Annotated in this window: 19 protein-coding genes, 1 tRNA gene and 1 pseudogene; 9 read left to right on the top strand and 12 right to left on the bottom strand. The window is 67.3% G+C overall.

What is annotated here, in order from left to right:
* Positions 1-75 precede the first annotated feature (75 nt).
* From F792_RS0104770 to F792_RS0104735, 8 genes are all read right to left on the bottom strand, one after another.
* Positions 76-828, bottom strand: coding sequence for a TetR/AcrR family transcriptional regulator (locus F792_RS0104770; protein ID WP_018168588.1), 753 nt, complete (start codon positions 826-828; stop codon positions 76-78).
* 89 nt (positions 829-917) lie between these two features.
* The gene (locus F792_RS0104765; RefSeq protein ID WP_018168587.1) at positions 918-1,592 is read right to left on the bottom strand and encodes a type 1 glutamine amidotransferase domain-containing protein; all 675 of its coding nucleotides are present in this window, start codon (positions 1,590-1,592) and stop codon (positions 918-920) included.
* A 173-nt stretch (positions 1,593-1,765) separates the two neighbouring features.
* A complete protein-coding gene (locus F792_RS0104760) occupies positions 1,766-2,773 on the bottom strand; it encodes an NAD-dependent epimerase (protein ID WP_018168586.1) in 1,008 nt (335 codons plus the stop codon).
* A 4-nt stretch (positions 2,774-2,777) separates the two neighbouring features.
* Positions 2,778-3,035: a cell division topological specificity factor MinE gene (gene minE / locus F792_RS0104755; RefSeq protein ID WP_018937842.1), complete on the bottom strand. Its 258-nt coding sequence runs from the start codon at positions 3,033-3,035 to the stop codon at positions 2,778-2,780.
* Positions 3,036-3,037: 2 nt separating this feature from the next.
* Positions 3,038-3,847 carry a septum site-determining protein MinD gene (minD, locus tag F792_RS0104750; protein WP_018144362.1) on the bottom strand — a complete coding sequence of 270 codons (810 nt, stop codon included), beginning with the start codon at positions 3,845-3,847 and terminating at the stop codon, positions 3,038-3,040.
* Positions 3,848-3,938: 91 nt separating this feature from the next.
* Positions 3,939-4,661, bottom strand: a complete 723-nt coding sequence (gene minC, locus F792_RS0104745) for a septum site-determining protein MinC (RefSeq protein ID WP_018168585.1) — start codon at positions 4,659-4,661, stop codon at positions 3,939-3,941.
* 186 nt (positions 4,662-4,847) lie between these two features.
* The gene (locus F792_RS0104740) at positions 4,848-5,621 is read right to left on the bottom strand and encodes a DUF1295 domain-containing protein (protein ID WP_018168584.1); all 774 of its coding nucleotides are present in this window, start codon (positions 5,619-5,621) and stop codon (positions 4,848-4,850) included.
* Positions 5,622-5,624: 3 nt separating this feature from the next.
* Positions 5,625-6,662: a cyclopropane-fatty-acyl-phospholipid synthase family protein gene (locus tag F792_RS0104735; protein ID WP_018168583.1), complete on the bottom strand. Its 1,038-nt coding sequence runs from the start codon at positions 6,660-6,662 to the stop codon at positions 5,625-5,627.
* Between the two features lie 275 nt (positions 6,663-6,937).
* Here F792_RS0104735 and F792_RS0104730 point away from each other — a divergent pair, with 275 nt between their 5' ends.
* Positions 6,938-9,049 (top strand): DUF1631 family protein, encoded by a 2,112-nt coding sequence (locus tag F792_RS0104730; protein WP_018168582.1) that lies wholly within the window; start codon positions 6,938-6,940, stop codon positions 9,047-9,049.
* An 85-nt stretch (positions 9,050-9,134) separates the two neighbouring features.
* Positions 9,135-9,668, top strand: a complete 534-nt coding sequence (locus F792_RS0104725; RefSeq protein ID WP_018168581.1) for a lipocalin family protein — start codon at positions 9,135-9,137, stop codon at positions 9,666-9,668.
* A gap of 24 nt (positions 9,669-9,692) precedes the next feature.
* Here F792_RS0104725 and F792_RS0104720 read toward each other — a convergent pair whose 3' ends face one another.
* Complete coding sequence (locus F792_RS0104720; RefSeq protein WP_018168580.1) at positions 9,693-13,373, bottom strand: hydantoinase B/oxoprolinase family protein; 3,681 nt, start codon at positions 13,371-13,373, stop codon at positions 9,693-9,695.
* A gap of 82 nt (positions 13,374-13,455) precedes the next feature.
* On the opposite strand from F792_RS0104720, the gene F792_RS0104715 reads away from it, so the two are divergent.
* The 3 genes and pseudogenes from F792_RS0104715 to F792_RS15075 all read left to right on the top strand — a co-directional run bounded on the left by F792_RS0104715 (position 13,456) and on the right by F792_RS15075 (position 15,566).
* Positions 13,456-14,535 carry a metal-dependent hydrolase gene (locus F792_RS0104715; protein WP_018168579.1) on the top strand — a complete coding sequence of 360 codons (1,080 nt, stop codon included), beginning with the start codon at positions 13,456-13,458 and terminating at the stop codon, positions 14,533-14,535.
* A complete protein-coding gene (locus F792_RS0104710) occupies positions 14,532-14,858 on the top strand; it encodes a hypothetical protein (RefSeq protein WP_018168578.1) in 327 nt (108 codons plus the stop codon). Before F792_RS0104715 ends, F792_RS0104710 begins: the two co-directional genes overlap by 4 nt.
* A 449-nt stretch (positions 14,859-15,307) precedes the next feature.
* Positions 15,308-15,566 (top strand): annotated as a pseudogene (locus F792_RS15075) (hypothetical protein).
* A gap of 422 nt (positions 15,567-15,988) precedes the next feature.
* On the opposite strand, the gene F792_RS0104705 reads toward F792_RS15075, so the two are convergent.
* Together F792_RS0104705 and F792_RS0104700 are read right to left on the bottom strand one after the other, a co-directional pair.
* Positions 15,989-16,079 (bottom strand) — tRNA-Ser (locus F792_RS0104705).
* 96 nt (positions 16,080-16,175) lie between these two features.
* A complete protein-coding gene (locus F792_RS0104700; RefSeq protein ID WP_018144371.1) occupies positions 16,176-16,505 on the bottom strand; it encodes a DUF1820 family protein in 330 nt (109 codons plus the stop codon).
* A 111-nt stretch (positions 16,506-16,616) separates the two neighbouring features.
* Here F792_RS0104700 and F792_RS0104695 point away from each other — a divergent pair, with 111 nt between their 5' ends.
* The 3 genes from F792_RS0104695 (at position 16,617) to F792_RS0104685 (ending at position 20,644) form a co-directional block, all read left to right on the top strand.
* Complete coding sequence (locus F792_RS0104695) at positions 16,617-17,477, top strand: diiron oxygenase (RefSeq protein WP_018168577.1); 861 nt, start codon at positions 16,617-16,619, stop codon at positions 17,475-17,477.
* Positions 17,478-17,547: 70 nt separating this feature from the next.
* Entirely contained in the window at positions 17,548-19,101 is a 1,554-nt protein-coding gene (gene mltF, locus F792_RS0104690; protein WP_018168576.1) for a membrane-bound lytic murein transglycosylase MltF, read from the top strand.
* Positions 19,102-19,342: 241 nt separating this feature from the next.
* Positions 19,343-20,644: an NRAMP family divalent metal transporter gene (locus F792_RS0104685; protein WP_018168575.1), complete on the top strand. Its 1,302-nt coding sequence runs from the start codon at positions 19,343-19,345 to the stop codon at positions 20,642-20,644.
* 17 nt (positions 20,645-20,661) lie between these two features.
* On the opposite strand, the gene F792_RS0104680 is transcribed toward F792_RS0104685, so the two are convergent.
* A complete protein-coding gene (locus F792_RS0104680; RefSeq protein WP_018168574.1) occupies positions 20,662-21,570 on the bottom strand; it encodes an NAD(P)-dependent oxidoreductase in 909 nt (302 codons plus the stop codon).
* A gap of 371 nt (positions 21,571-21,941) precedes the next feature.
* Here F792_RS0104680 and F792_RS0104675 point away from each other — a divergent pair, with 371 nt between their 5' ends.
* A complete protein-coding gene (locus tag F792_RS0104675) occupies positions 21,942-22,793 on the top strand; it encodes a DMT family transporter (RefSeq protein ID WP_018168573.1) in 852 nt (283 codons plus the stop codon).
* Positions 22,794-22,952: the final 159 nt, after the last annotated feature.

Below are 22,952 nucleotides of genomic sequence, written 5' to 3'. Positions count from 1 at the left end.
CTCCTGGAGACACCGGCGGGGGCATTCCCACCGGCATCATGAAATGAGTTCAACAGACTCGCCCGTCGCCGGACTCTAAACAGCGCCCGGGTCGCAGAGACCTGCATCGCGCAGGGCGGCACGCACGCGCGCCGTCTCCGCCCGAACCACCGTGGGCTCGTCCGGATCCAGCCGCGGCTCCCAGCGCCAGCCGGTCATCAGGGCATGGAAATGCCGGATGAGGTGGTCATAGGGCCGATGGATGTCGTAGGCATCCAGCAACCCCTGCGCATTGGCAAGGCTCTGCATCCCCACGTTCAGCGCCCAGGGGCCCAGCCCCATCTCGTCTTCGGAGATCTCGCGGGCCGGCGGCAGGTCGCCGCGGTCACGCGCCTCGGCCACCACCGCATGCACCGCCTCGCTGATCGGCTTCCCGGCCTCCAGCAATGCCATGCGGCGCGGAGCCGACACATTCGCCCAGACCACCTCGGTCACCAGGTACTGGGTCAGGCGATAGTAGTCGGGGTTTTGCGCGGCAAAATCGATGTCGGTCAGCACGATCGCCAGCATGCGCGAGCGCGTGCCCAGGGAGAGCTCGGGGATGGCCCGGAAAAGCGCCGCCCGTTGCAGCGTGGTGCGTGCCGCGACCGCCGCCAGCAGATCCTCTTTCGACTCGAAGTGCTGGTACAGCGTACCGGTCGCATACTCGCAGTCCGCCGCCAGCTTCGACATCTGCAGGGCCAGCAGGCCCTCCTCGCGGATGCGCTCGTGCGCCCGCTCGATGAACAGCGCCTCGCGCGTCTCGCGCTCGCGGCGTTTGCGATCCCCGGTAGTCATGGCGCTCAGCATATCGAACCCACTACGTTTTTTGAACCCGATTCGAGTTAGGTCCCGAAAAAGGCCGGGGACAGCATGCCCCGGCCCCCCGATTCGAGTATTCAGCCCGTCTCGCGCAACAGCCGCACGATCGCGTCGGCGACACTCTTGCTGGACTGCGGGTTTTGCCCGGTCACCAGCTTGCCGTCCACCACCACGTGATCGGCCCAGTCGTCGGCGGTATCCACCTCGCCGCCGAGCTCCTGCAGCTTGTCCTGCAGCAGGAACGGCATCGCAGTGTCCAGCTGGACCGCCTTCTCCTCGCTGTTGGTGAAGGCCGCCACCTTGCGCCCCTTCACCGCGGAAGTGCCATCCGCCAGCATCGCACCGACCAGACAGGCCGGCCCGTGACAGACGGCGCCAACCACCTTGTCGTTGTCCATGAATTCCGCGACCAGCCGCTGGACATGCGGGTTGTCCGGCAGATCGAACATGGTGCCGTGACCGCCGGGAAAGAAGATCGCGGCATAGGCCCCATGGTTCGTGTGCTCAGTCAGCGCGATGGTGTCATCCAGGGCCTCCTGCGCGGCCACCGCCGCGGGGCCCGCATGACTGGCCTCCAGGCTTTTCGGATCCAGCGGCACGGGGCCGCCCTTCGGACTGGCCACCTTGACCTCGAAACCCGCCTTGCGAAAGCGATCATAAGGCTCGGCGAACTCGTCGAACCATACGCCCGTCGCCTGGCCTGGAGCGATCTCGCCGTGACTGGTTACTACCATCAGAATCGTCTGGCTCATCCCTTGTCTCCTTGCATCCATGTCTCCGGTGGACTCGCCGGCCGGCTACAGGTTCCTGGTGTGCAAGGCCTGGGTGAACGAGCAGCGAGTCTGACGGCGAAAAACAGACGCGGAAGGATCAAGCAAACGAGAGACCCGAAGAACCGCGCGGCCGGATAGCCGCGGGCTGGGCATCAGACGCGGTAGTACTCGCGATACCACTCGACGAAGCGGGCGATGCCATCTTCCACCGCGGTCGCGGGGGCATAGCCCACGTCCTGACGCAGGGCCTCGACATCGGCATAGGTGTCCGGCACATCCCCCGGCTGCAGCGGCAGGAGGTTCTTCTCGGCCTTCTTGCCCAGGCACTCTTCGAGCACCTCGATGTAGCGCATCAGCTCCACCGGCTCGTGGTTGCCGATGTTGTACAGGCGGTAGGGGGCTGCGCTGGTGGCCGAGTCGGGCTCGGCCCCGTTCCAGTCGGGGTTGCGCGGGGCCACGTGATCCAGGGTGCGGATCACACCCTCGACGATGTCATCGATGTAGGTGAAGTCGCGCCGGTGGTGGCCGTAGTTGAAGACGTCGATCGGCTCGCCCGCCAGGATCTTCTTGGTGAACATGAACAGCGCCATGTCCGGGCGGCCCCAGGGGCCGTAGACAGTGAAGAAGCGCAGCCCGGTCACCGGCAGATCGTAGAGATGGCTGTAGGTATGCGCCATCAGCTCGTTGGCCTTCTTGCTGGCGGCGTACAGGCTCAGCGGGTGATCGACGTTGTCGTGCACCGAGAACGGCATGGTGGTGTTGGCGCCGTAGACCGAGCTCGAGCTGGCATAGACCAGGTGCTCGACGCCGTTATGCCGGCAGCCTTCCAGGATGTTGCCGAAACCGACCAGGTTGGTGTCGACATAGGCCGCCGGGTTCTCCAGCGAATAGCGCACGCCGGCCTGGGCCGCCAGGTTCACCACCCGCTGCGGGCGGTGCTCGCGGAACACCCGCTCCATCGCGGCGCGATCGGCGATGTCCTCGCGCACCTCGGTGAAGTTCGGGTGGTCCTGGGTGCGCGCCAGGCGCGCCTCCTTCAGCGAGACGTCGTAGTAGTCATTCAGATTGTCGACGCCGACCACCTGGTCGCCACGCTCCAGCAGGCGCAGGCTCAGGGCGCTGCCGATGAAGCCGGCCGAGCCGGTCACAAGAACTTTCATCGCGTTAGTCCTGGTCGTCCGGCAGGGTAATGTTCAGCTCGAGGACCTCGCAGTCCCCTTCGCGGTCCACGTTCATCTGCACGGCCTCGTCGTCCACCTGAACGTATTTGCGGATCACCTGCAGCAGCTCCTGCTGCATGGCCGGGAGGTAGTCGGGCCCGGAGCGCGCCGCACGCTCGCGCGCCACGATGATCTGCAGGCGCTCTTTGGCAACGCTGGCGCTCTTCTGCCGCGGCTGACGGAAGTAATCGAAAATCCCCATGATCAACCCTTGAACAGGCGCCCGAAGAAGCCCTTCTTCGGTACATCGACAAAGCGCAGCGGGCGTTCCTCGCCCAGGAACCGGTCCACCGCGTCCTGGTAGGCCTGCCCGGCGTCGGATTCCTCGTCCAGCACCACCGGCTGTCCGGCGTTCGAGGCATTCAGCACCGCCTGGGATTCCGGGATCACGCCCAGGAGTTCGATCGCCAGGATCTCGCCGACATCCTCGATGCTCAGCATCTCGCCGCGTTCGGCGCGCTCGGCGGAGTAACGCGTCAGCAGCAGCTTGCCCTCGATCGGCTCACCGCCTTGCTCCACCTTGCGCGTCTTGCTCGCCAGGATGCCGAGGATGCGGTCGGAGTCGCGCACCGAGGAAACCTCGGGGTTGGTCACCACGATCGCCTCGTCGGCAAAGTAGGCGGCCATCAGTGCGCCGCGCTCGATCCCGGCCGGGCTGTCGCAGACGATAAAGTCAAAGTCGCCGGACAATTCGTTCAGCACGCGCTCCACGCCATCCTGGCTCAGGGCGTCCTTGTCGCGGGTCTGCGAGGCGGGAAGGATGTAGAGGTTGTCCACACGCTTGTCGCGGATCAGGGCCTGCTTCAGGTTCGCATCGCCGTTGATCACGTTGACGAAGTCGTACACCACGCGCCGCTCGCAGCCCATGATCAGATCGAGGTTGCGCAGACCGACGTCGAAATCGATCACGACGGTCTTGTGACCGCGCTGGGCCAGGCCAGTGGCAATCGCGGCCGAGGTGGTGGTCTTGCCCACCCCGCCCTTGCCGGAGGTAATCACTACGATACGTGCCATGTTGGCGGTAGCTCCTTGTCGTCTTGCACGCGCCCGGTGTTCCCGGGGCGTGCGGACGGGTTCCTGTCATTCGTGACCGGCAGGTGGCCGGTCAGATCTCCGCGATCTTGAGGCTTTCGTCGTCCAGTGTCACCAGCCGATTCTCGCCGCGTTCGGCTTCCGTGATGTCTTCGGCGATCCGGTAGTGTCCGGCGATGGACAACAGCTCGGCGTCCAGGCGCCGACAGAAGATACGCGCGGTCACCAGACCGCGCACCCCGGCCAGCGCACGCCCACGTAACGGACCCAGCACATGGATATGCCCGTCCGCCAGCAGTTCGGCGCCCGGCGAGACTGCGCCGGTCACGATCAGGTCCCCCCCGCGGGCGTAGATCTGCTGCCCGGAACGCACCGGTTGATCGACGATACGAGTCGCGCTGTGGACCGCCGCCACGGCGGTCGGCGGGCGTTCCTGCTCGGGCTCGACGGCCTTGTCCTGCGCCGGGGGCTCGTCTTCCAGCGGCACCTCGCCGGAGGGTGCGCCGCCACGCCCGCCCAGTTGCAGCACCGGCAGGACGTCGAACAGTTCGGCATAGCTCTGCAGGCGCTCGGCGGCGGCGCCTGCCTGCAGGCCGATCAGCTTGAAGCCCTCGGCGCGTACGCGCTCGATGGTTGCCTGCAGGTCGGACTCCGGGCTCTCGGCCACTGCCTCCAAATCGAGCACGATGGGCATGTCGCGCATCAGATCCGGGGCCTGGTCGCGCCGCGCGGCCAGCACCTCGCCCAGAACCTGCGGATCGGTCTGGTACACGCGCAGCACAGAGACCAGCATCATGCGGCCTTTCAATTCAATGGCCTGGACAGAACTCGGGGACGCGCTCATCGGATCGGCTGGCTCGCTGGCGGTGACGTGCACAAAACAGGGGCGGCGTCCGGCATCTGGAGCGCCGGACAGGACGTGCGCTTTATAGCGCGGACAGGGAAAGCACAGCAAGGGTGCGGGATCACTCCTGCCGCCACATCAGCTGCGCGGCGGGCCCGGGATCAGCGTGTTGGTGCGGCGCACGTAGTCGGCATAACCGGGGCGGGATTCATGCAGACGACTTTCCAGCAACGTGACACCGGACACACGCAGGATCAGCAGGATCATCAGCACCGCCGAGGGAACGGCCCACCAGCCGCCCGCCGCCAGGGCGAGCAGGCCGAACCCGACCCAGACCACAATCTCCCCGAAATAGTTGGGGTGACGGCTGTAGCGCCACAGGCCACGATCCATCACCTGCCCGCGATTGCCCGGATCGGCGCGAAAACGTGCCATCTGCGCATCCGCCACCGTCTCGAAAAAAAGTCCCACCGCCCAGAACAGCAACCCGGCGACGGCCAGCGGCCACCACACCACCTCGGCCCGCACCACGGCCAGCATGGGCAGACCGATCACCGCCACCAGTGCGCCCTGCAACCAGAAGATCGTGACCAAACTGCGCGCGGCAAAGGCACCCTCGCTTCGGCCCGCACGCATGTCCGTGTAACGCCCGTCCTCGCCGTGGTCCCAATTGCGCCAGGTAATAAAGGCGGACAGCCGCAGCCCCCACAACAGCACCGGGATCACGATCCACAGCCCCAGCAGAGGCCACCCGGCCAGCCCCCACCACACCAGCGTGACCAGGACGAAACCCAGACCCCAGTAGCGGTCCACCAGGCTCGCGTCGCGCCGCAGCACGCTCGTCGCCCAGACCCCCGTCATCAGGGCCAGCGCCGCGCCGAACCCGACCAGGAACATCACCCAACCGGCCATCCGCTAGGCCTCGGGCCGGCGAAACAGGATATGCGACACGAACCACTCGTTCCCGCCGCGATAATCGAACAATTCGGCGCAGGCCATGTAGAACATGCGCCAGCGCTGGAACCACAGCGCGGCATCCTGTGCGCCGTAGGTCTGTTCGAACAATGGCATCAGCTCGTCCCGCGCGGCGTCCTGGCGCGCCAGCCAGGCGTTCAGGGTGCGCGCGTAGTGGTGGCCGTTCACCCGCCACTGGCGCACCACGCGCAGATCCTCCTGAAAATGCCGCGCCAGATCATCCGATGGCATCAACCCGTCGCGGAAGAAGTACTGCCCCATCCAGTCGTGTTTGCCCTCGCTCTCGAAGAAGTAGGCGAACTCGCGATGGGCGAAGACATGCATGAACAACTGCCCGCCCGGACGCAACCAGGTCGCCACGCGCCGCAACAGCTCGGGCCAGTTGCGCATGTGCTCGAACATCTCCACCGACACCACGCGGTCGAACCCGGTCTGCTCCGGCGCAAAGGTGTTCATGTCCGCGGTCATGATCGTCAGGTTTTCCAGCCCGCGCGCATCCCGCCGGGCCTCGATCGAGGCCCGCTGGGTCGCCGAGTTGGACACCGAGACGATGCGCGACCGCGGGTATTGCTCCGCCATCCAGAGCGACAGCGAACCCCAGCCACAGCCCAACTCCAGGACCTGCTGCCCATTCTCGAGGCCTGCCCGTTCGCAGGTCAGCTGCAGCATGGCCGCCTCCGCCCCGCGCAGGTCATCCACGCCCTCTGGCCACCAGGCGCAGGAGTATTTCAGCCACGGCCCGAGGCAACGCTCGAAATATTCGGTCGGAACCTCGTAGTGCTGCTCGTTCGCCACCTCGGTGGACAACGCCACGGGCGCGGCGCGCATCGCCTCGATCAACGCATAGCGCCGCTCCATCGCCTCTTCGGCCGGGGCACCACTCGCGCGCAGCCGCTCGGCCAGCAGCCGACGAATCCCCGCCCGCACGAGCGGGTCCGGCACCCGTCCCTGTTCCGCCCATTCGATCATCCGCTGCATCTGTCGGCCTCTGTTGCAATATTCAGGGAGACACTGACCCGTTCGCACTTTGGCGTTCGAGTCGGCCTTGCGTGCTAGCTCCGGCACCCGCCGCGCCGGGGCTTGTAGAAAGATAGAAGGATCAACGCCAACGTGCGAATGAATCAACATCAACCTCGTTGACCCGGGGCCCAACATGCGTTTCCCCGTCAAGCCAGGGACACGTCGCGGGTGACTGACACCTTTGCTTGCCGGGGTGCTAGATTGGCAACCTTGATCTCAGCTACTGAACCGACATGGCGCAACCCCAACGGATCCCGGCCCGCACCCTCCACCGCATCTGGGCACCTTTTTTCAAGGCGGTCCAGGAGCGACACGACGCCTTTCTGAATGACCTCGACGACCGCCTGATGGAGGCCTCCGAACGGGCCATCGATTCGCAGCGGGCGGCCCAGAATTTCGCCCTGTCGCGACAGGTTCGAATGGGGAGCTCGACGATCAGGCAACACTTCCGCGAGCGACTACACGCGGCCCTGATCTCTGTTGACGAAACAGAGGGCGCAGGCGACCTCACCGGTGACGGCCTGGAATTGTCCCTGATGGATGACGCCGACACCGAACGTGAAGTTGCCCTGCGCAAGCTCGTCACCAGCGCGCGCTCCAGCCTGTCCGAGGAGATCGACGCGCTGGAGACGGTCACTCGGGATTATGACCTGGCCACGCCGCCCGAAGCCGCGCCCTGGCACCCCCACGCACTGGGCGAGGCGTTCCTCGAGGCTATGGAGGCCGTCCCGCTGTCCGCCGACGAATGCCTGCTGCTCCTGCACTGGTTCGATCGTGACATGCTCCGGGAAATGCAGCCCGAAATGCAGGCGCTGCTGCAGGACTTCCGCGAGGCCGGCTTCACGGTTCCCCAGGTGCGCCAGACGACACGCAGGCCGGCCGGTCGCAGCGACCCCAACGCGGGACAAACCGCCCCCACCGGCGCCCCGCCGGGGACCGACTTGTGCGGGACCGGCACCGCATCGGGCCACTGGGGCCAGTTCGGGTACCAGGTACCGCTCGCCGGCCAGGTAATGACTGCAACCGGACAGGTGCCCGCCGGCAGCCCGGTCGAGGCCATCACGACCGTGTTGAACACATCCCCGGCCAGCACGCTGGAACCGTTCATCATGGATCTGCTGCAGGGTCTGTTCGACCTGATCCTGAAACGGGACGACCTCAACCCGGCCCTGCGCGAACCGCTTGCCGACCTGCAGCTGCCACTGGTGCGTATCGCGATGCGCGAAACCCACTTCTTCCGCGATCGCACACACCCGGCGCGCCAGATAACCGGCCTGCTACTGAACATCGCGCTGCGCATCGACCCCGACCTGCCCCTGGACGAGGCCCGACAGCTGCCGCTCACCCGCCTGGTGTTCGAGAACGTGGAGCGCGTGCGCAACGGTGGTCTTAGCGACAGCGCTGCCTTTGACGAGGCCCTGAACCGACTGCGGGACGAACTCGCGACAGCCGAGGAGCAGATCGTTCACCAGGCAGCAAGCGAGCAGGCCGAGGCACAGCAGGAAGAGCGCACGCTGGAGATCCGTTACAGCGTCGAATCCACGGTGGAGCGCACCGTGATCTCCATGGGCCAGGACATCCCCGACGAGGCGCGCGAGCAGCTGATGGATGCCTGGGTACCCCTGATGACGGCCCAGAAGACCGCAGACGCCGAGACTTCGGCGTCCTCTGATGCCCCCGCGGACCCGGCGAACCCGGACAACGATGGGATGGCTCTGCTGCACGAACTGCTGGCGCTGATGCAGAAGGAGCCGGACTTCCAGTCCTCCGCCCCGCTCCTGGCCCGCATCCGCGCCTTCCTCGATCGCGCCCCGCTGTCGAAGGAAGAGCGCGCCCGCATCAAGCAGGACCTGGTCAGTGCCCACCTGGTCGCCGCCGGGAAACGCCGTTCCGCCACCGCCGATCGGCAGTCGCCAGCCGAACAGGCGCCGACTGGGCCAACCGGCGAGTCTGGCACCAGCGAAGAACGGTCCGAGCAGCCGGCGCGCAAGCGAGCCAGCGCCCGCCCGGGTTCCATCTTCGGCAGTTCACCGCGCCATCCGGACGACGACCCGTCCCTGATGCGCGACCATGACGACGAGCATGTCGAGCATGCCGACAACCTGATCTCCGGCACCTGGATCCAGTTCACCTCCCCCGCCGGCACCAAGGTCACGCGCATGAAGCTGGTCTGGCGCGGCAGTCACGCCGGACGCCTGCTGTTCACTGATGCCGCCGGACGGGCCAAGCGCCAGCACAGTATTCAGGGTCTGGCGCACGAATTCCGCAGCGGGCGCGCCCAGATCATTCCGGAAGAATCGCTGTTCGATCACCTGATGGACCAGCGCCTCGGCCAGACCGCCTGAGTGCCCGCCGCCCCAAACGGTGGATCCACGCGGACCTTTCCCGCGCCGCGGCGGTCCATCTTCCAGGACCATACGGACGACACCGATGACGCGCTCACTAGCGGCCCTGTTCGCGGGCCTGGTACTGGGGATCCTGATGACCGGATGCAGCAGCCCGCAGAAGATGCCGACCGTGGACCACGTCGACCTCGACCGCTACATGGGCGACTGGTACGTGATCGCGAATATCCCGACTTTCCTCGAGCGCGATGCCTACAACGCGCTGGAGCAGTACGCGCTGAACGACGACGGGACCATCGCCACCACCTTCTCGTTCAACAAGGGCGGCTTTGACGGGCCGCGCCGCGAGTACAACCCGACGGGCTTCGTGCAGAGCGAGGACAACGCCGAATGGGGCATGCGCTTCCTGTGGCCGTTCAAGGCCGAGTTTCTGATCGTCTATCTCGACGAGGCCTACAGCCAGACGGTCATCGGCCGCAGCAAGCGCGACTACGTCTGGATCATGGCGCGCGAGCCGGCGATGCCCGAGGACGACTACCAGGCCATCCTCGCCTACCTGGACGAGCTCGGCTACGACACCGACGAGATCCAGCGCGTACCCCAGCGCTGGGACGACTGACGCCCCCGTGCTGCGGGGGGGGGCCTAATCCCTGACGCGCCCGTAGCCGCCGCCGCCCGGAGTCCGGATCTCCACCGCATCCCCCGGCGCCACCGACTGGCGATCACAGCCGGCCATCGACTCGCGCGTGCCATCCGCGCGCAGGATGGCATCCTCGCCCAGCGCCCCCGGCTCGCCACCCTCCAGCCCGAACGGGGGCACGCGACGCCGATTGGCCAGTAACACCACCTCCATCGCCGCATCGAAACCCAGCCGCCGGATCACACCGTCGCCACCCCGGCGCTGCCCCCGGCCACCGGAGCCCCGGCGATAGCCGAACTGCTCCACCCGCACCGGGAAACGACTCTCCAGCACCTCGGGATCGGTCAGGCGCGAATTGGTCATGTGCGTCTGTACGGCGCTGGCCCCGTCATAGCCGGGTCCGGCCCCGGCGCCACCGGCAATGGTCTCGTAGTACTGCCGCTCGGCATCGCCGAAAGTCAGGTTGTTCATCGTGCCCTGGGCCGCGGCCTGCACGCCGAGGGCGCCGAACAGCGCGTCGGTCACCACCTGCGAGGTCTCGACGTTACCCGCCACCACGGCAGCGGGTGGGGCCGGGTTCAGCAGGCACCCCCCCGGGATCGCCAGATCCACCGGCGCCAGGCAGCCATCGTTCAGGGGAATCTCGTCCTCCAGCAGCGTGCGCAGCACGTACAGCACCGCCGCACGGACGATGGAGCCCGGGGCGTTGAAGTTGTCCTCGCGGGCCGGCGAGGTCCCCGCGAAATCGATCCGCAGGCGGCGCGCTCCCGGATCGGGGGCCACGGCCACCCGGATCTCGGCCCCGTTGTCCAGCGCATAGGTGAACGTGCCACCCTCCAGGCCCGCGATCAGCCGTTGTACCGCCTCGGTGGCGTTGTCCTGCACATGCCGCATGTAGGCCGCCACCGTGGCCGCACCATATTCGTCCAGCAGCCGGCCCAGCTCTTCGAGCCCCTTGCGGTTGGCCGCCACCTGGGCCTCCAGATCGGCCAGATTCTGCTCCGGGTTGCGTGCCGGCCACTCGCCCGATCCCAGTAGCGTCCGCATCTCCCCGGTCGCGAAGCGCCCATCGCGCACAAGAAGGGTCGGTGGGATCAGCACGCCCTCTTCTTCCAGCCGACGGGAGAAGGCCGGCATCGAGCCCGGCGTAATGCCGCCGACATCGGCATGGTGGCCGCGCGAGGCCACGAAAAACGCCGGTTGCGCGATCCCGGCCTGCGGATCCTCCGTCACTGCATCCCCGGGGCCCACGAAGACCGGTGTGACCACGGTAATGTCCGGCAGATGAGTGCCGCCGTTGTAGGGATCGTTCAGCACCCAGGCGTCTCCGGGACGTATATCTCCATCCGCCGCCGCGACCACCGCGCGCACGCTGGCGCCCATCGAGCCCAGATGCACCGGCATGTGCGGAGCATTGGCGACCAGGTTCCCGCTGGCATCGAACAGCGCACAGGAGAAATCCAGGCGCTCCTTGATGTTCACCGAATGGGCGGTATTGCGCAGGGTGAACCCCATCTGGTCGGCGATCGCCATGAAGCGATTATTGAAGACCTCCAGCAGGATGGGGTCGCGCGGGATCGCGTCCGCATCGGTGGTCTCGGCTGTCTCGGCTGCCCCCCGCCGACCGGCGCCCACCTCGCGCTCCAGGCGCAACGTGCCCTCGTGCTCGATGCGACCCCGCCAGCCCGGCTCCAGCACCAGCGTGGCGGTGGCCTCGATCACCAGTGCCGGCCCTGCCAGCGTCATCCCGGGGCCCAGGGCCTCGCGCCGGTACAGGGGTACGTCGCGCATCTCGCCCGCCACGACCATTGCGACCGTATCCGCCTCCGGTGCGGGACGCTCGACCAGCGTTTCCGGTACCCGGTCCGGCGGCAACTCGGTCCCGGTGGCGATGGCCTCGCCCGCTGCGACCGCCACCACCAGCTCGCGATCCGGCGGGGCGAAGCCGTAGCGCCCGCGATAAGCCGCAGCGAAGGCCTCCATCAGAGAATGAGTGGGGCCGGCCGGGACCTCCAGCGCCGTATCCGAGCCGGCTAGCCGCAGATGCAACCGCCGCTCGATGCGCATGCCCCCAGGTTCCACCCCCTGTTCCGCCAGGGCCGCGGCCGCCGCCGTGGCCTGATCGTCCAGCGCGGCCTCGATCGCTGCGACATGCTCCTCGTCCAGGGGCCACTCCAGGCTGCGCTCGCGCAGAGCCCGCAGTTCCCCCAGCCCCATCCCGTAGGCGGACAGCACGCCCCCCAGCGGATGGAACAGGATGTGGCGCATGCCCAATTGCTCCGCGACCCGGCAGGCATGCTGCCCACCCGCCCCGCCAAAGCAGACCAGGGCATAGCGCGACACGTCATGGCCCCGCTGCACCGAGATGGTCTTGATCGCCTGGGCCATGTGCTCCACCGCGATCTGCAACAACCCCTCGGCCAGCCCCTCCGGCGTCACCCGTTCAGCCGTCATCGACATGACCTGAACCGCCAGCTCATCGAACTGCTTCCGGACCGGCTCCGGGTCCAGCGGACGGTCGCGCTCGGGGCCGAACACGGCCGGGAAATACTCCGGTCGCAAGCGCCCCAGCAGCACATTGCAATCGGTCACCGTCAACGGCCCACCCTGGCCGTAACAGGCCGGACCGGGCTGCGCCCCGGCGGACTCCGGCCCGACCCGCAGGCGGATGCCGTCGAAGCGGCAGACCGACCCACCGCCAGCGGCCACGGTATGGATATCCAGCATCGGCACGCGCAGACGCGCACCCGCCACCTCGCTCTCCTGGCGGCGTTCCAGCTCGCCCGCCAGGTGTGCGACGTCGGTGGAGGTCCCGCCCATATCGAAGGTGATCAGGCGCTCGAAGCCGAGCGGCGCGGCGGTCTTCAGCGCACCGACGATGCCGCCGGCCGGCCCCGACAGGATCGCGTCACGGCCGCGAAAATGTACCGCGTCCACCAGCCCGCCATGCGACTGCATGAAGCGCAGCGGCACATCCCCCAGTTCGCCGGCCACCTGATCGACATAGCGGCGCAGCACGGGCGACAGGTAGGCATCCACCACCGTGGTCTCGCCACGCGGCACCAGCTTGATCAGCGGGCTGGTCGCGTGGCTGGTCGCCACCTCGGCAAAGCCCATCTCCCGCGCGAGCGCCGCGATGGCCTGCTCATGCGCCGGATAGCGATAGCCGTGGATGCAGACGATCGCCACCGCGCGAATACCGTCGTCCAGCGCCGCCTGCAGACGCGGCCGTAGGTCCTCGAGATCCACTGGCTGCAGCACCTCCCCGGCCGCGTTCAACCGCTCGCGCACCGCGACCACCTGCGCATAGATCGGCTGTGGCAGGCGGATGACGCGCGCAAACAGCTCCGGCCGCGCCTGGTGCCCGATCGCCAGTGCGTCCTCCAACCCCGCGGTAATCACCAGCAGGGTCGGCTCGCCCTTGCGCTCCAGTAGCGCGTTGGTCGCCACCGTGGTGCCCATGCGCAGCTCGTGGATCACCCCGGCGGGTATCGCGGCGCCGGCGGCCAGCCCGAGGAGGTCGCGGACGCCCTGCACCGCGGCGTCGGCATACGCCTGCGGGTTGTCCGACAGCAGCTTGCGGGTATGCAGGCGGCCTTCCGGGTCGCGTGCGACCAGGTCGGTGAAGGTGCCGCCGCGATCCACCCAGAACTGCCATTGGTTGTCGGTTCCGGCTTGAGTCATGTTTGCCGCTCTGGTTTGATCACGTGAACTCGGGCGCCGCGCGCCAGTCGCAAGCGCGTCACCTAAAAGGAAATGCTCCCGCATGGATCCCGTCACCCAAGCCAGCCTGGGCGCCGTTGTCGGCGGCCTGACCCTCGGATCACGCCTGGGCCGCAAGGCCATCCTGCTGGGCGCCACCGTGGCCATCGTCCCGGACCTGGACGTGCTTATAGCCTACGGGGACGACGTCTCCGATTTCATCCATCACCGCGGCTTCAGCCACTCCCTGCTGGTCCATCTGCTGGTCGCGACGGGCGTAGCGGGCCTGCTCGCACGCATTCCGGCCACCCGCGATATCGGCTTCGGACGCTGGTGGTGGTTCCTGTTCCTGGTGCTGTCCACGCATGTGCTGCTGGATGCGCTCACCACCTACGGCACCCAACTCCTGTGGCCCTTCGCCGGACCTGTGGGGACAGCCTCGATCTTCGTGATCGACCCGCTCTACACCCTGCCCCTGCTGGTCGCCGCGATCGGCGCGCTGTTCTACCGCTTCGCCCCCAGGCTGCTGGTGGCCGGGCTGGTCCTGTCCACCGCCTATGCGGGCTCGGGCCTGGCGCTGAAGGCCTGGATCGACCACCGCATCCAGCCCACCCTCATCGCGATGGACCTGCAGGACCAGCCCCGCATGGTGCAGCCTACCCCGTTCAACCTCCTGCTGTGGCGCATCACCGTCGTGGATGATGACCAATTCCTGGAGGCATGGGTGGGCATCCTCGACCAGCCGATCCGGCCGGACTTCGAGGCCTTCGAGCGCGGCGCGCACCTGCAGGACGAGGCCCTGGCCCTGGAGGACGGCCAGCGTCTGCAATGGTTCGCCGGCGACTTGCTGCGCTTCCACCGGGCCGAGCACACCGACGCCCCCGACCGGCTGGTCGTCACCGACCTGCGCCTCGGCGCACCCGGCTACTTCCCCTTCGGCTTCGAGATCGCCGAGGAACGCGACGGCGACTGGCAACCCATCACCAGCCGCCAGGTCCGCGAGACGGGCCCGCGTGAAGACGCGATCCGTGCCATCGCCACGCGCATCATTGATCCGGAGGGTGCGCCCTGCCTCATGGACCTGGCCGAACCCGATTACGCCATCACCCGGCCGCCGCCGCGCTGCCGCCTGCAGATGCCGTGATCGGATCCGGCGAGCCTGAACCGGGACCCGCGGCCGCCTGCGAACTGTGTGGCCGCAAGATGGACGCGCTGACCCGCCACCACCTGATCCCGCGCAAGCAGCACCGGCGCAAGCGCATCCGCCGGCGATTCAGCCGCGCCGAGCGCGCGGCCCGCATCCTGTGGGTCTGCCGCCCCTGCCATGACCACATCCACAAACACTTCGACGAACAAACCCTGGCGGAACGCCTGAACACCCGCGAGGCGCTCCTCGCCGAACCAGTGGTACAGGATTTTATCGCTTGGATCGCCCGCCACCCACCCGGCTTCAAGCCCCGCAGCTAGCCCCCGGGCACTGGACGGCCATTTTTCGAGCCCCGATCGCTTTCGCCTGCACCTGCACCTGCGGTGGCTGGCCCTGGTTCGTCGCCAGTGTTTACGTGCCTCCATCCAGCCGCCTGCCCGGTCAGGCTGGCCCCGGTTCGTCCTCTGTGTTTCCGTACTTTCGGTCCGCCACCTGCCATGCGCTGACTCGCCAGCGCGCCCCGAGTTACTTCTTTGCTCGTGCAAAGAAGTAACCAAGAAACACGCCCGACTGCCGCGACCCCGGCCCGCTGCGCGGGCCGGGGTTTCCCTCGCTCCGAGGCTTTTCGCGGGCGGCGCTGAACTCGCTACGCCTTCGGCTCCGCTCAGACATCCAGCGCCTTGAATCCCGCGAAAAGCCTCTCCACTCGGCGCGACGACAACGGGGAGGCAGGTCCAAACAACGGCGATCCCGGCGTTCTTGCCAGTGGATGATGGCTAGGCTTTCGGACATCTTCGGCACGCTCGGCCTTTGGCCGTTGCGTGCCGCGCCCGTGTAGCGGGCGCCGGGGAGCGTAGGATGCCGATGAGCGTAGCGAATCGCATCAGGGTGTCGCACGGCGTGGGGAACGGTGCGTTTCGCTGCGCTCAACCGCACCCTACGGGGTACCGTTGGTTTTGACCTTCCCCTCCCGTATGGAGCCCCTTGCGGAAGGGTCCTCGGGCCGGAAGAAGGCGCTGGATGTCTGAGCGGAGCCGAAGGCGCAGCGAGTTCAGCGCCGCCGGCCCGAGGGCCCTGGAGCAAGGTTCCGGGGCGAAATCCGGGGGCCCTTCTTTGGGTACTTTCTTGGGCAAGCAAGAAAGTACCTCGCGGCGCGCTGGCGAGACAGCGCCTGGCAGGCGGCCGGACGAAGGCACGTAAACACCCAACGACGAACCGGGGCCAGCCACAACAAGGCAGGCGGCGGACCGAAGGCACCGTAAACACCGGAGGACGAACCAGGACCCAGCCACCCACGGACAAGCAGGATCCCCGAGGCCGCAGATGCGAAAGGTACCGCTGCACGGCACCCGTCGAACCATCATCCATCTTGATCGATCGAGGGTTCGAATCCCGATACGCCAGGGGCTGGAAATGCAAAAGGGGCCAACCTGGCCCCTTTGCTTGAATCTGGCGGAGAGGGAGGGATTCGAACCCTCGATACGGGGTTACCGTATACACACTTTCCAGGCGTGCGCCTTCGACCGCTCGGCCACCTCTCCGTTTTCCGCAACCGCTGGACGGTCACGAAGCGCGGAATCCTAAACCAGGCGCGGCAGCGGCGCAATGGAGGGGACGAAAAACAGCAGCTTGCGGGATCAGGAACCGCCCTTGCCCGGCAGACCGGGAAAAGCGTGCACATTGCCCCCGGCAGTTCCCGCATCGTGAATGCGCGGGGTACCCACTGCCGTGACCTCGTCGATCCGGATCAACGCATGCATCGGCACATGGAAGCGCTCCACACCCTCGAACTCGGTGCGCAAGCGCTCCTCCGAGGGGTCCACCACCACCTGCGTGCGCTCGCCGAACAGCAGGCCCTCGATGGTGACGAAACCGTAAAGCTCGTCCTGGTAAACGTCACGGGCGTACAGCTCGTACGTTTTTCCGTTGTTCAGAAAATTGATTCGGTACCGCAGATTCTTGTCCATGGGCTCCATCATGGGGGAGCAACCGCAGATTGCAACGGGTTGGCGTTGGTCCGGAGCGCCAGAGTCGGTATGATTCCGGGCGTTATCCGCATGGGTCCCGGCACGCCAACGATGAATTCCTCCCAGGAGCTGCTCGATCATTTGAGCCGCAACAGCTCGCCGTACCAGGATCCGCTCATGCGGGTTCGCTGGGATGCGCTGTCTTCGGAGGACTACTGGATCCCGGAAGAGGCCATCTCGCTGTTCGGCACGCCCGAATATTCCGCGCTGTCGGGCGAGCAGAAGCGGCGCCTCTCGCAGTACGAATTTCTCTATTTCATCAGTGGCGCGCTGTGGCTGGAAGGCCTGTTCATGGAACGCATCTCGCGCATCTCCATGCACTCGACCGGCCGCCTGGACCGGCTGAACTACCGCCTGCACGAGCTGCGCGAAGAGGCCGGTCACAGCCTGATGTTCATCGAGTTCATGCGCCGCAGCGGGCTGGAGCTGCCGGAACGGCGCTTCCCGAAACCAAGGCTCGCCACCCTGGTCGGCCGCTTTGCCCCCTTCGAGTCCTCGATCTTCTGGATCGCGGTGATGATCGGCGAGGAGGTCCCGGACCGGATGAACCGTCTGATCCACCAGCGCCGTGACCAGATCAGCCCCACGGTGCATGACGTCGTCTCCACCCACATGATCGACGAAGCGCGCCACATGGCACATGCCCGCGACACGCTGGAAAGCTACCTGGATACCCTTCCGGCCTGGCAGAAGGCGGCCTATCGCCCGCTGATGCGGCGGGTGTTCCGCCAGTTCGTGCACGCCTTCTACTACCCCACGGCGGATATCTACCAGCTCGCGGGCCTGCCCGCGGGCCCTCACTACCGCCGTCTGGCGCGCGACAACCCACGCCGGGCCGCCTTCATCGATACCTGTGTCGACCCCGCACTGCAGATCCTCCGCGCCCAGGGCCTGGTCCTGAACTGGCGATAGGGTCACCATCTCGCCCTGCGCCGGTCGTCGGCTAGCACTGCCTGCACGGCCGATTGGGTATCATCGGGTCATGTTCCCGCACCTCCACCTTCGCCCCCCGAGTTCGACCTGGCGCCAGATCGAGCTCGGCGTGTTCATCGTATTGCTGGTGATGATCGGCCTGCGGGTCTGGTTCCAGCCGCCCTCGGCCCTGCAGCAATTGACCTTCCGCGAGGAACTGCAGGTAGTGCTGGTCGAAGCGCCTTTGGGGCGCTCGGAGCTGGCGGCCACTAATGGCCACGACCAACTGGAACTGGCCCTGCTGCATGGCTTCGCGAAGGAACTGGGCACGCGCATTCGCGTAACCCGCGTGGAGACCGCCGCCGAGGCCCACCGCCGCCTGCGCGAACACCGGGCGGACCTGGCCGCCGGGCTGCTGGTCGACCCCGATGAACCGACGATCGAACGCGGTCCGGAGATCCTCGCCATCCAGCAGGTTCTCGCCTTCTGGCGCGGCAACGAATCCACCGCTGCACTGCCCGCCCTCGCCAGCCTGCCCGCCGGAACCCGACTCGGACTCACCGCACAGTCGCCGCTGCCGGAACGCCTGCGGGCCCATCTGGCCCACGCCGACGCGGCGAGGCAACAGGTATCGGTCCGGGCAGGGGATCCGGAGTCCGAGACCCCGAATCCGGGCCTGTTCGAGACCCTCGGGTACGAGCCGCGAGACCCGCCGGTCGAGCTGGTACCCATCGGGACCGCCGAAGCGCAACGCCAGGCATTGGCCGCGGGCCAAATCGACTATGCCCTGATGAGCTCCCTGGAGTTCGGCCGGCTGCAACGCTTGCATCCCGATCTGCGTACCGCCTATGAATTCGAGCGCGGGGTGGCCGTCACCTGGCTGTTCCCGGCCGGCTTCGACCGCAGCCTGATCGACGCGGCGGAGGCCTACATTGACCGCCTGCGAGGGAACCGTGACCTGGAACTGATGATCGACCGCTACCTGGGCCATCTGGAGACCCACGACCTGGTGGACGCCCTGACCTTCGCCCGGCGCGTGGATAACCAGCTGGATCGCTTTCGCGGCCTGTTCGAACGCGCCGGCGCCGAATACGGCCTGGACTGGCGCTTCATCGCCGCGGTGGCCTACCAGGAGTCTCACTGGAACGCGGAGGCCATCTCCCCCACCGGGGTGCGCGGGCTGATGATGCTGACCCAGAACACCGCGTCCGGCCTCGGCGTCGAGGACCGCACCGATCCGGCATCCAGCGTCGACGGCGGCACCCGCTACCTGCTGGACCTGCGTGAGCGCCTACCGGAACGCATCCCGGAACCGGACCGCACCTGGATGACGCTGGCGGCCTACAACGTGGGGCTGGGGCACCTGCATGACGCCCGGCGCCTGGCCGATGCCAACGGCGACGATCCGGATCGCTGGCTGGACGTAATGCAGTGGCTGCCACGCCTGGCGGAACGCGAATGGCATGAGCAAACCCGCTATGGCTACGCCCGCGGCTGGGAGCCGGTGCTCTACGTGCAGAACATTCGCAGCTATTACGACAAGTTGATCCAGCGCTTCCCCGCAAGCAGCGACCATATCCCCAACGCACCGCAAGTCTACCGTCGCGTCCCGCTATCGCTCTGAAGCGTGGCGGGCGCGGTCAGGGCACGCCCTCGTCTTCCCTGGGCGACGCTGATGAGTCGCGTTGATCCCCAAGTTTCTCGAGACAAGGCGCGCTGTGCGGGCCTTGGCGTCCTGCGATCCGCTGTCCATCCATCAGAACCGAGGCAGGATCGGGAACATGGGACACCCAAACGCACGTGTACATTGATCAGTGTTTCCCTAGAATCCGTACCCCCACACCCTTACCCCCGGACCCAGGCCCATGACCGCTACCACCCGCGCCTCCCTGCGCGCCGCCATCGGACCGGGCCTGCTGATGGCCGGAGCGGCGGTGGGCGTCTCGCATCTGGTCCAGGCCACCCGGGGCGGGGCCGAATACGGTCTGCTGCTGATCCCGATCGTGCTGCTGGCCTGCCTGTTCAAGTACCCCTTCCTGGAATTCGGCCCGCGCTACGCCGCGGCCACCGGACACAACCTGCTCACCGGCTACCACCGCCTTGGCAACTGGGCCCTGGGACTCTATATCGCCGTCACCCTGGGGACGCTGTTCATCATTCAGGCCGTAGTGACGCTGACCACCGCAGGCCTGTTCGCGCTGGTGTTCGGGCTGGACCTGTCGATGGTCGCACTGTCCGCGCTGATCCTGGCCGCCTGTATCGGGTTCCTGATGATCGAGGCCTACAAGGGCCTGGACCTGGGCATGAAGGTCATCATGGCTGCCCTGAGCATCTCCACCGTCGTCGCCGTCGCGCTCGCCTTTCAGGAAGCGCCGGACTGGCAGGCCCTATCCGGCGCACCGGAATGGTCGAACCTGTGGACCCTGGCCGGATTGGCCTTCGTTCTGGCCTTGCTCGGCTGGATGCCGATCCCGCTGGATGTCGCCGCCTGGCACTCGGTCTGGACCCAGGAACGCGCCCGCATGACCGGGCACCATCCCAGCGTGCGCGAGGCGGTCTTCGACTTCCGCCTGGGCTACCTCGGGGCGACCCTGCTGGCGCTTGCATTCATGCTGCTGGGGGCATTGCTGATGTACGGCACCGGCGTCGGTTTCGCCCCGGGGGCCGCCGCCTTTTCGGCGCAGCTGGTGGATCTCTACGCCCACAGCCTGGGCGAGTGGAGCCGATCCCTGATCGCCATCGCGGCACTGACCACCATGTTCTCCACCACCCTGGCGGTCACCGACGCCTATCCGCGGGTCATCATGGCGATCATCCGCACCCTGCGAGAGAACGGCCACCAGGCGCAGGACATGGAACCCGCCCCCCGGGGCGAGCGCGGGCTGGACTGGTGGGGCTATCGCATCGCCCTGCTGATCGTCGCGGCCGGAGCGCTGGCCCTGATCTGGCTGGCCGGCGAGCAGTTCACGCGCTTCGTCGACATCGCCACCACCCTGTCGTTCCTGTCCGCTCCGATCCTCGCCTGGCTCACCTTCCGCGCGGTGATGTCACCGGACGTGCCGGCCGCCGCGAAACCGGGTCCCGGCCTGCGTGGCCTGGCCTGGGCCGGCCTCGTCTTCCTCGGCGGGTTCTCGCTGGCCTGGCTGGTCTGGCGCTTCGGGCTCTGAAGCGCCGGGGCAGCTCGTCAGGCAGCCGGTTCGCTGGCACGCACACAGAATCGCGCCAGGATGGCCACGTCGTGCCGCGCCTGTCCGGCCTCGAGCGCCGCATCCACGGCCTCGCGCACAGGCGTGAGCCCCTCCGTCGCCAGCCCGAGGTCGCGGCTCAGATCGGCGATAATCCCCAGATCCTTGTGGTACAGGCCGACCTGGAACCCGGGCTCGAAGTCGCCGTCCAGCAGGCGCTGCCCGTGCACCTCGAGGATGCGCGAAGAGGCAAACCCGCCCATCAGCGCCTCGCGCACCCGCGCCGGGTCGACACCGGACTGCTCCGCCAGGGCAAAGGCCTCGCCCACCGCGACCAGGGTCTCGCCCACCACCAGCTGGTTGCAGGCCTTGGCGATCTGCCCCGCGCCGCTGTCGCCCACGTGGGTCAGGGTGGAGCCCACCACTTCGAAGATCGGTCGCAGCCTCTCGACAACATCGACCGGCCCGCCCACCATCAGGCTCAGCGTCCCGGCCCGCGCGCCCGGCTCCCCGCCCGAAACCGGGGCATCCACGAAGGTCACCTCGCGTTCGGCAGCCGCGCGGGCGATGGCGCGGGTGCGCATCGGGTCGATGGTGCTGTGATCGATCACGATCAGGCCGGGGCGGGCGTGCTCCAGGACCCCGTCCGGCCCCAGCATCAGCGCCTCGACATCCGGCGTATCGGAGACATTCAGCACCAGCACCCTCACGCCGCGAACCAGCTCCGGGAGGCTCGTGCATGGCTGCGCCCCATCCTGCGCGAGTGCTTCCGCCGTCTCCGGCCGGCGCGCCCAGACCTGGACGTCGGCCCCGGCGGCGAGGAGGTTGCGGGTCATGGGCGCCCCCATGATGCCGAGGCCAATGGCCCCGATCGGCTGGAGTTCGGGCGGCAGGCTGGATACGGACATGCGACTCTCCTGGAACAATATCGGGCACAAGGGAAACACCGAGCAATGCAACCACGCGCGCTCGAGTCGCTTCTGCGTGCGAACAAGGCGCGGTGGGCGCAGTGTAGCCGAGCTGCATATGCGACCCGCAACGCCATTCGCGCGCCTGTTTTCATCAACAACGGGCGGCCGAGGCCCTTGGGTTGGTGCCCCAGGTTCCCCGGTGCTGCGTTGCGCCCCGAATAGATCGAGAACGGGCGAGTAGAACCCCTACCCGCCACGCGTCACGCCTAGTCTCGGAAAACCTGGGGCACCCACGCGAGTGGTTACATTGCTGCGTGTTTCCCCAGCAATCCCGTCGAACCCGCGGCACATGGAGGGTGAACCGGATCATGCAACGCGAACACCTGCACGGCTCCCTGCTCGCCTTCACCGGCGTGATGGCGCTCAGCTTCGACGGACTGCTGGTGCGCCTGGCCAACACCCAGGGCATGGATATCGTCTTCTGGCGCGGGTTGCTGATGGCCCTCGCCCTGACCCTGCTGCTGCGGATCCTCGACGGGCGCTGGGCCTGGACCCACCTGCGACTGGGCGGGCGCGATGCCGGCTGGGTCGCGGCCGGGTTCGCGGCGACCACCATCCTGTTCGTACTCGCCATCCTGCACACCACGGTCGCCAACGTGGTGGTCATCCTGGCGGCCTCGCCGCTGTTCGCGGCCGTGTTCTCCGGACTGCTGCTGCGCGAATGGGTGCCACTGCGGACCTGGATCGCCATGCTGATCTGTATCGGCGGGATTGCCGTGGTGTTGGCCGGCTCGCTGGAGGCCGGGGGCTGGCTGGGCGACGCCCTGGCGCTGCTGGCGGCCCTGGTGGTCGGCATCAACCTGACCCTGCTGCGCCGCGCGCCCCGAGTGGACCGGCTGGCCGTGATCGCGGCGGGCGGGATGCTGGCCGCGCTGATCGCATGGCCGCTGGCGACGCCACTCGCGGTCGGGCTCGACAGCCTCGCAGTCCTGGCGATCATGGGCCTCGTCCAGCTCCCCCTGGCGCTGACCCTGATCGCCCTGTCGACCCGCTTTTTGCCGGCCGGCGAGGTAGCCCTGTTCCTGGTGCTGGAGGCGGTGTTCGGCACCCTCTGGGTCTGGCTGTTCCTGGCCGAGGCCCCCGGCACCCTCACGCTACTGGCCGGCGGCCTGGTCCTGCTCACCCTGGCCGTGCATGCAACCTGGGCAATGCACCAATAAAGCTCACTCTAATATTCTAATTTTCGACTTTATATCAAATGCTTATCTTGCATTTGATCGGAATAATCGCCAACGGTTCCCGTCTTACCCATAACCGGACACCAGAGGCATGGACGCCGCCCTGGATCCGGTCTCTGATTGCAACGCGGCATACGCCCC

Origin of the sequence: Thioalkalivibrio sp. ALMg9 (genome assembly GCF_000380625.1) — a bacterium.
Classification (GTDB): domain Bacteria; phylum Pseudomonadota; class Gammaproteobacteria; order Ectothiorhodospirales; family Ectothiorhodospiraceae; genus Thioalkalivibrio; species Thioalkalivibrio versutus.
The sequence above is the reverse complement of the archived record's forward strand: the minus strand, read 5'-3'. Positions and strand labels throughout refer to the sequence as shown.

Excerpts from the sequence above, each read along its gene's own strand:
- F792_RS0104685 (WP_018168575.1), top strand. The coding sequence starts at position 19,343 with ATGACCGCTACCACCCGCGCCTCCCTGCGCGCCGCCATCGGACCGGGC.
- F792_RS0104740 (WP_018168584.1), bottom strand. The coding sequence starts at position 5,621 with ATGGCCGGTTGGGTGATGTTCCTGGTCGGGTTCGGCGCGGCGCTGGCC.
- minC (WP_018168585.1), bottom strand. The coding sequence starts at position 4,661 with ATGATGCTGGTCTCTGTGCTGCGCGTGTACCAGACCGATCCGCAGGTT.
- F792_RS0104730 (WP_018168582.1), top strand. The coding sequence starts at position 6,938 with ATGGCGCAACCCCAACGGATCCCGGCCCGCACCCTCCACCGCATCTGG.
- F792_RS0104760 (WP_018168586.1), bottom strand. The coding sequence starts at position 2,773 with ATGAAAGTTCTTGTGACCGGCTCGGCCGGCTTCATCGGCAGCGCCCTG.
- F792_RS0104735 (WP_018168583.1), bottom strand. The coding sequence starts at position 6,662 with ATGCAGCGGATGATCGAATGGGCGGAACAGGGACGGGTGCCGGACCCG.
- mltF (WP_018168576.1), top strand. The coding sequence starts at position 17,548 with ATGTTCCCGCACCTCCACCTTCGCCCCCCGAGTTCGACCTGGCGCCAG.
- minD (WP_018144362.1), bottom strand. The coding sequence starts at position 3,847 with ATGGCACGTATCGTAGTGATTACCTCCGGCAAGGGCGGGGTGGGCAAG.
- F792_RS0104770 (WP_018168588.1), bottom strand. The coding sequence starts at position 828 with ATGCTGAGCGCCATGACTACCGGGGATCGCAAACGCCGCGAGCGCGAG.
- F792_RS0104700 (WP_018144371.1), bottom strand. The coding sequence starts at position 16,505 with ATGGACAAGAATCTGCGGTACCGAATCAATTTTCTGAACAACGGAAAA.
- F792_RS0104695 (WP_018168577.1), top strand. The coding sequence starts at position 16,617 with ATGAATTCCTCCCAGGAGCTGCTCGATCATTTGAGCCGCAACAGCTCG.
- F792_RS0104675 (WP_018168573.1), top strand. The coding sequence starts at position 21,942 with ATGCAACGCGAACACCTGCACGGCTCCCTGCTCGCCTTCACCGGCGTG.
- F792_RS0104720 (WP_018168580.1), bottom strand. The coding sequence starts at position 13,373 with ATGACTCAAGCCGGAACCGACAACCAATGGCAGTTCTGGGTGGATCGC.
- F792_RS0104765 (WP_018168587.1), bottom strand. The coding sequence starts at position 1,592 with ATGAGCCAGACGATTCTGATGGTAGTAACCAGTCACGGCGAGATCGCT.
- minE (WP_018937842.1), bottom strand. The coding sequence starts at position 3,035 with ATGGGGATTTTCGATTACTTCCGTCAGCCGCGGCAGAAGAGCGCCAGC.
- F792_RS0104725 (WP_018168581.1), top strand. The coding sequence starts at position 9,135 with ATGACGCGCTCACTAGCGGCCCTGTTCGCGGGCCTGGTACTGGGGATC.
- F792_RS0104715 (WP_018168579.1), top strand. The coding sequence starts at position 13,456 with ATGGATCCCGTCACCCAAGCCAGCCTGGGCGCCGTTGTCGGCGGCCTG.
- F792_RS0104680 (WP_018168574.1), bottom strand. The coding sequence starts at position 21,570 with ATGTCCGTATCCAGCCTGCCGCCCGAACTCCAGCCGATCGGGGCCATT.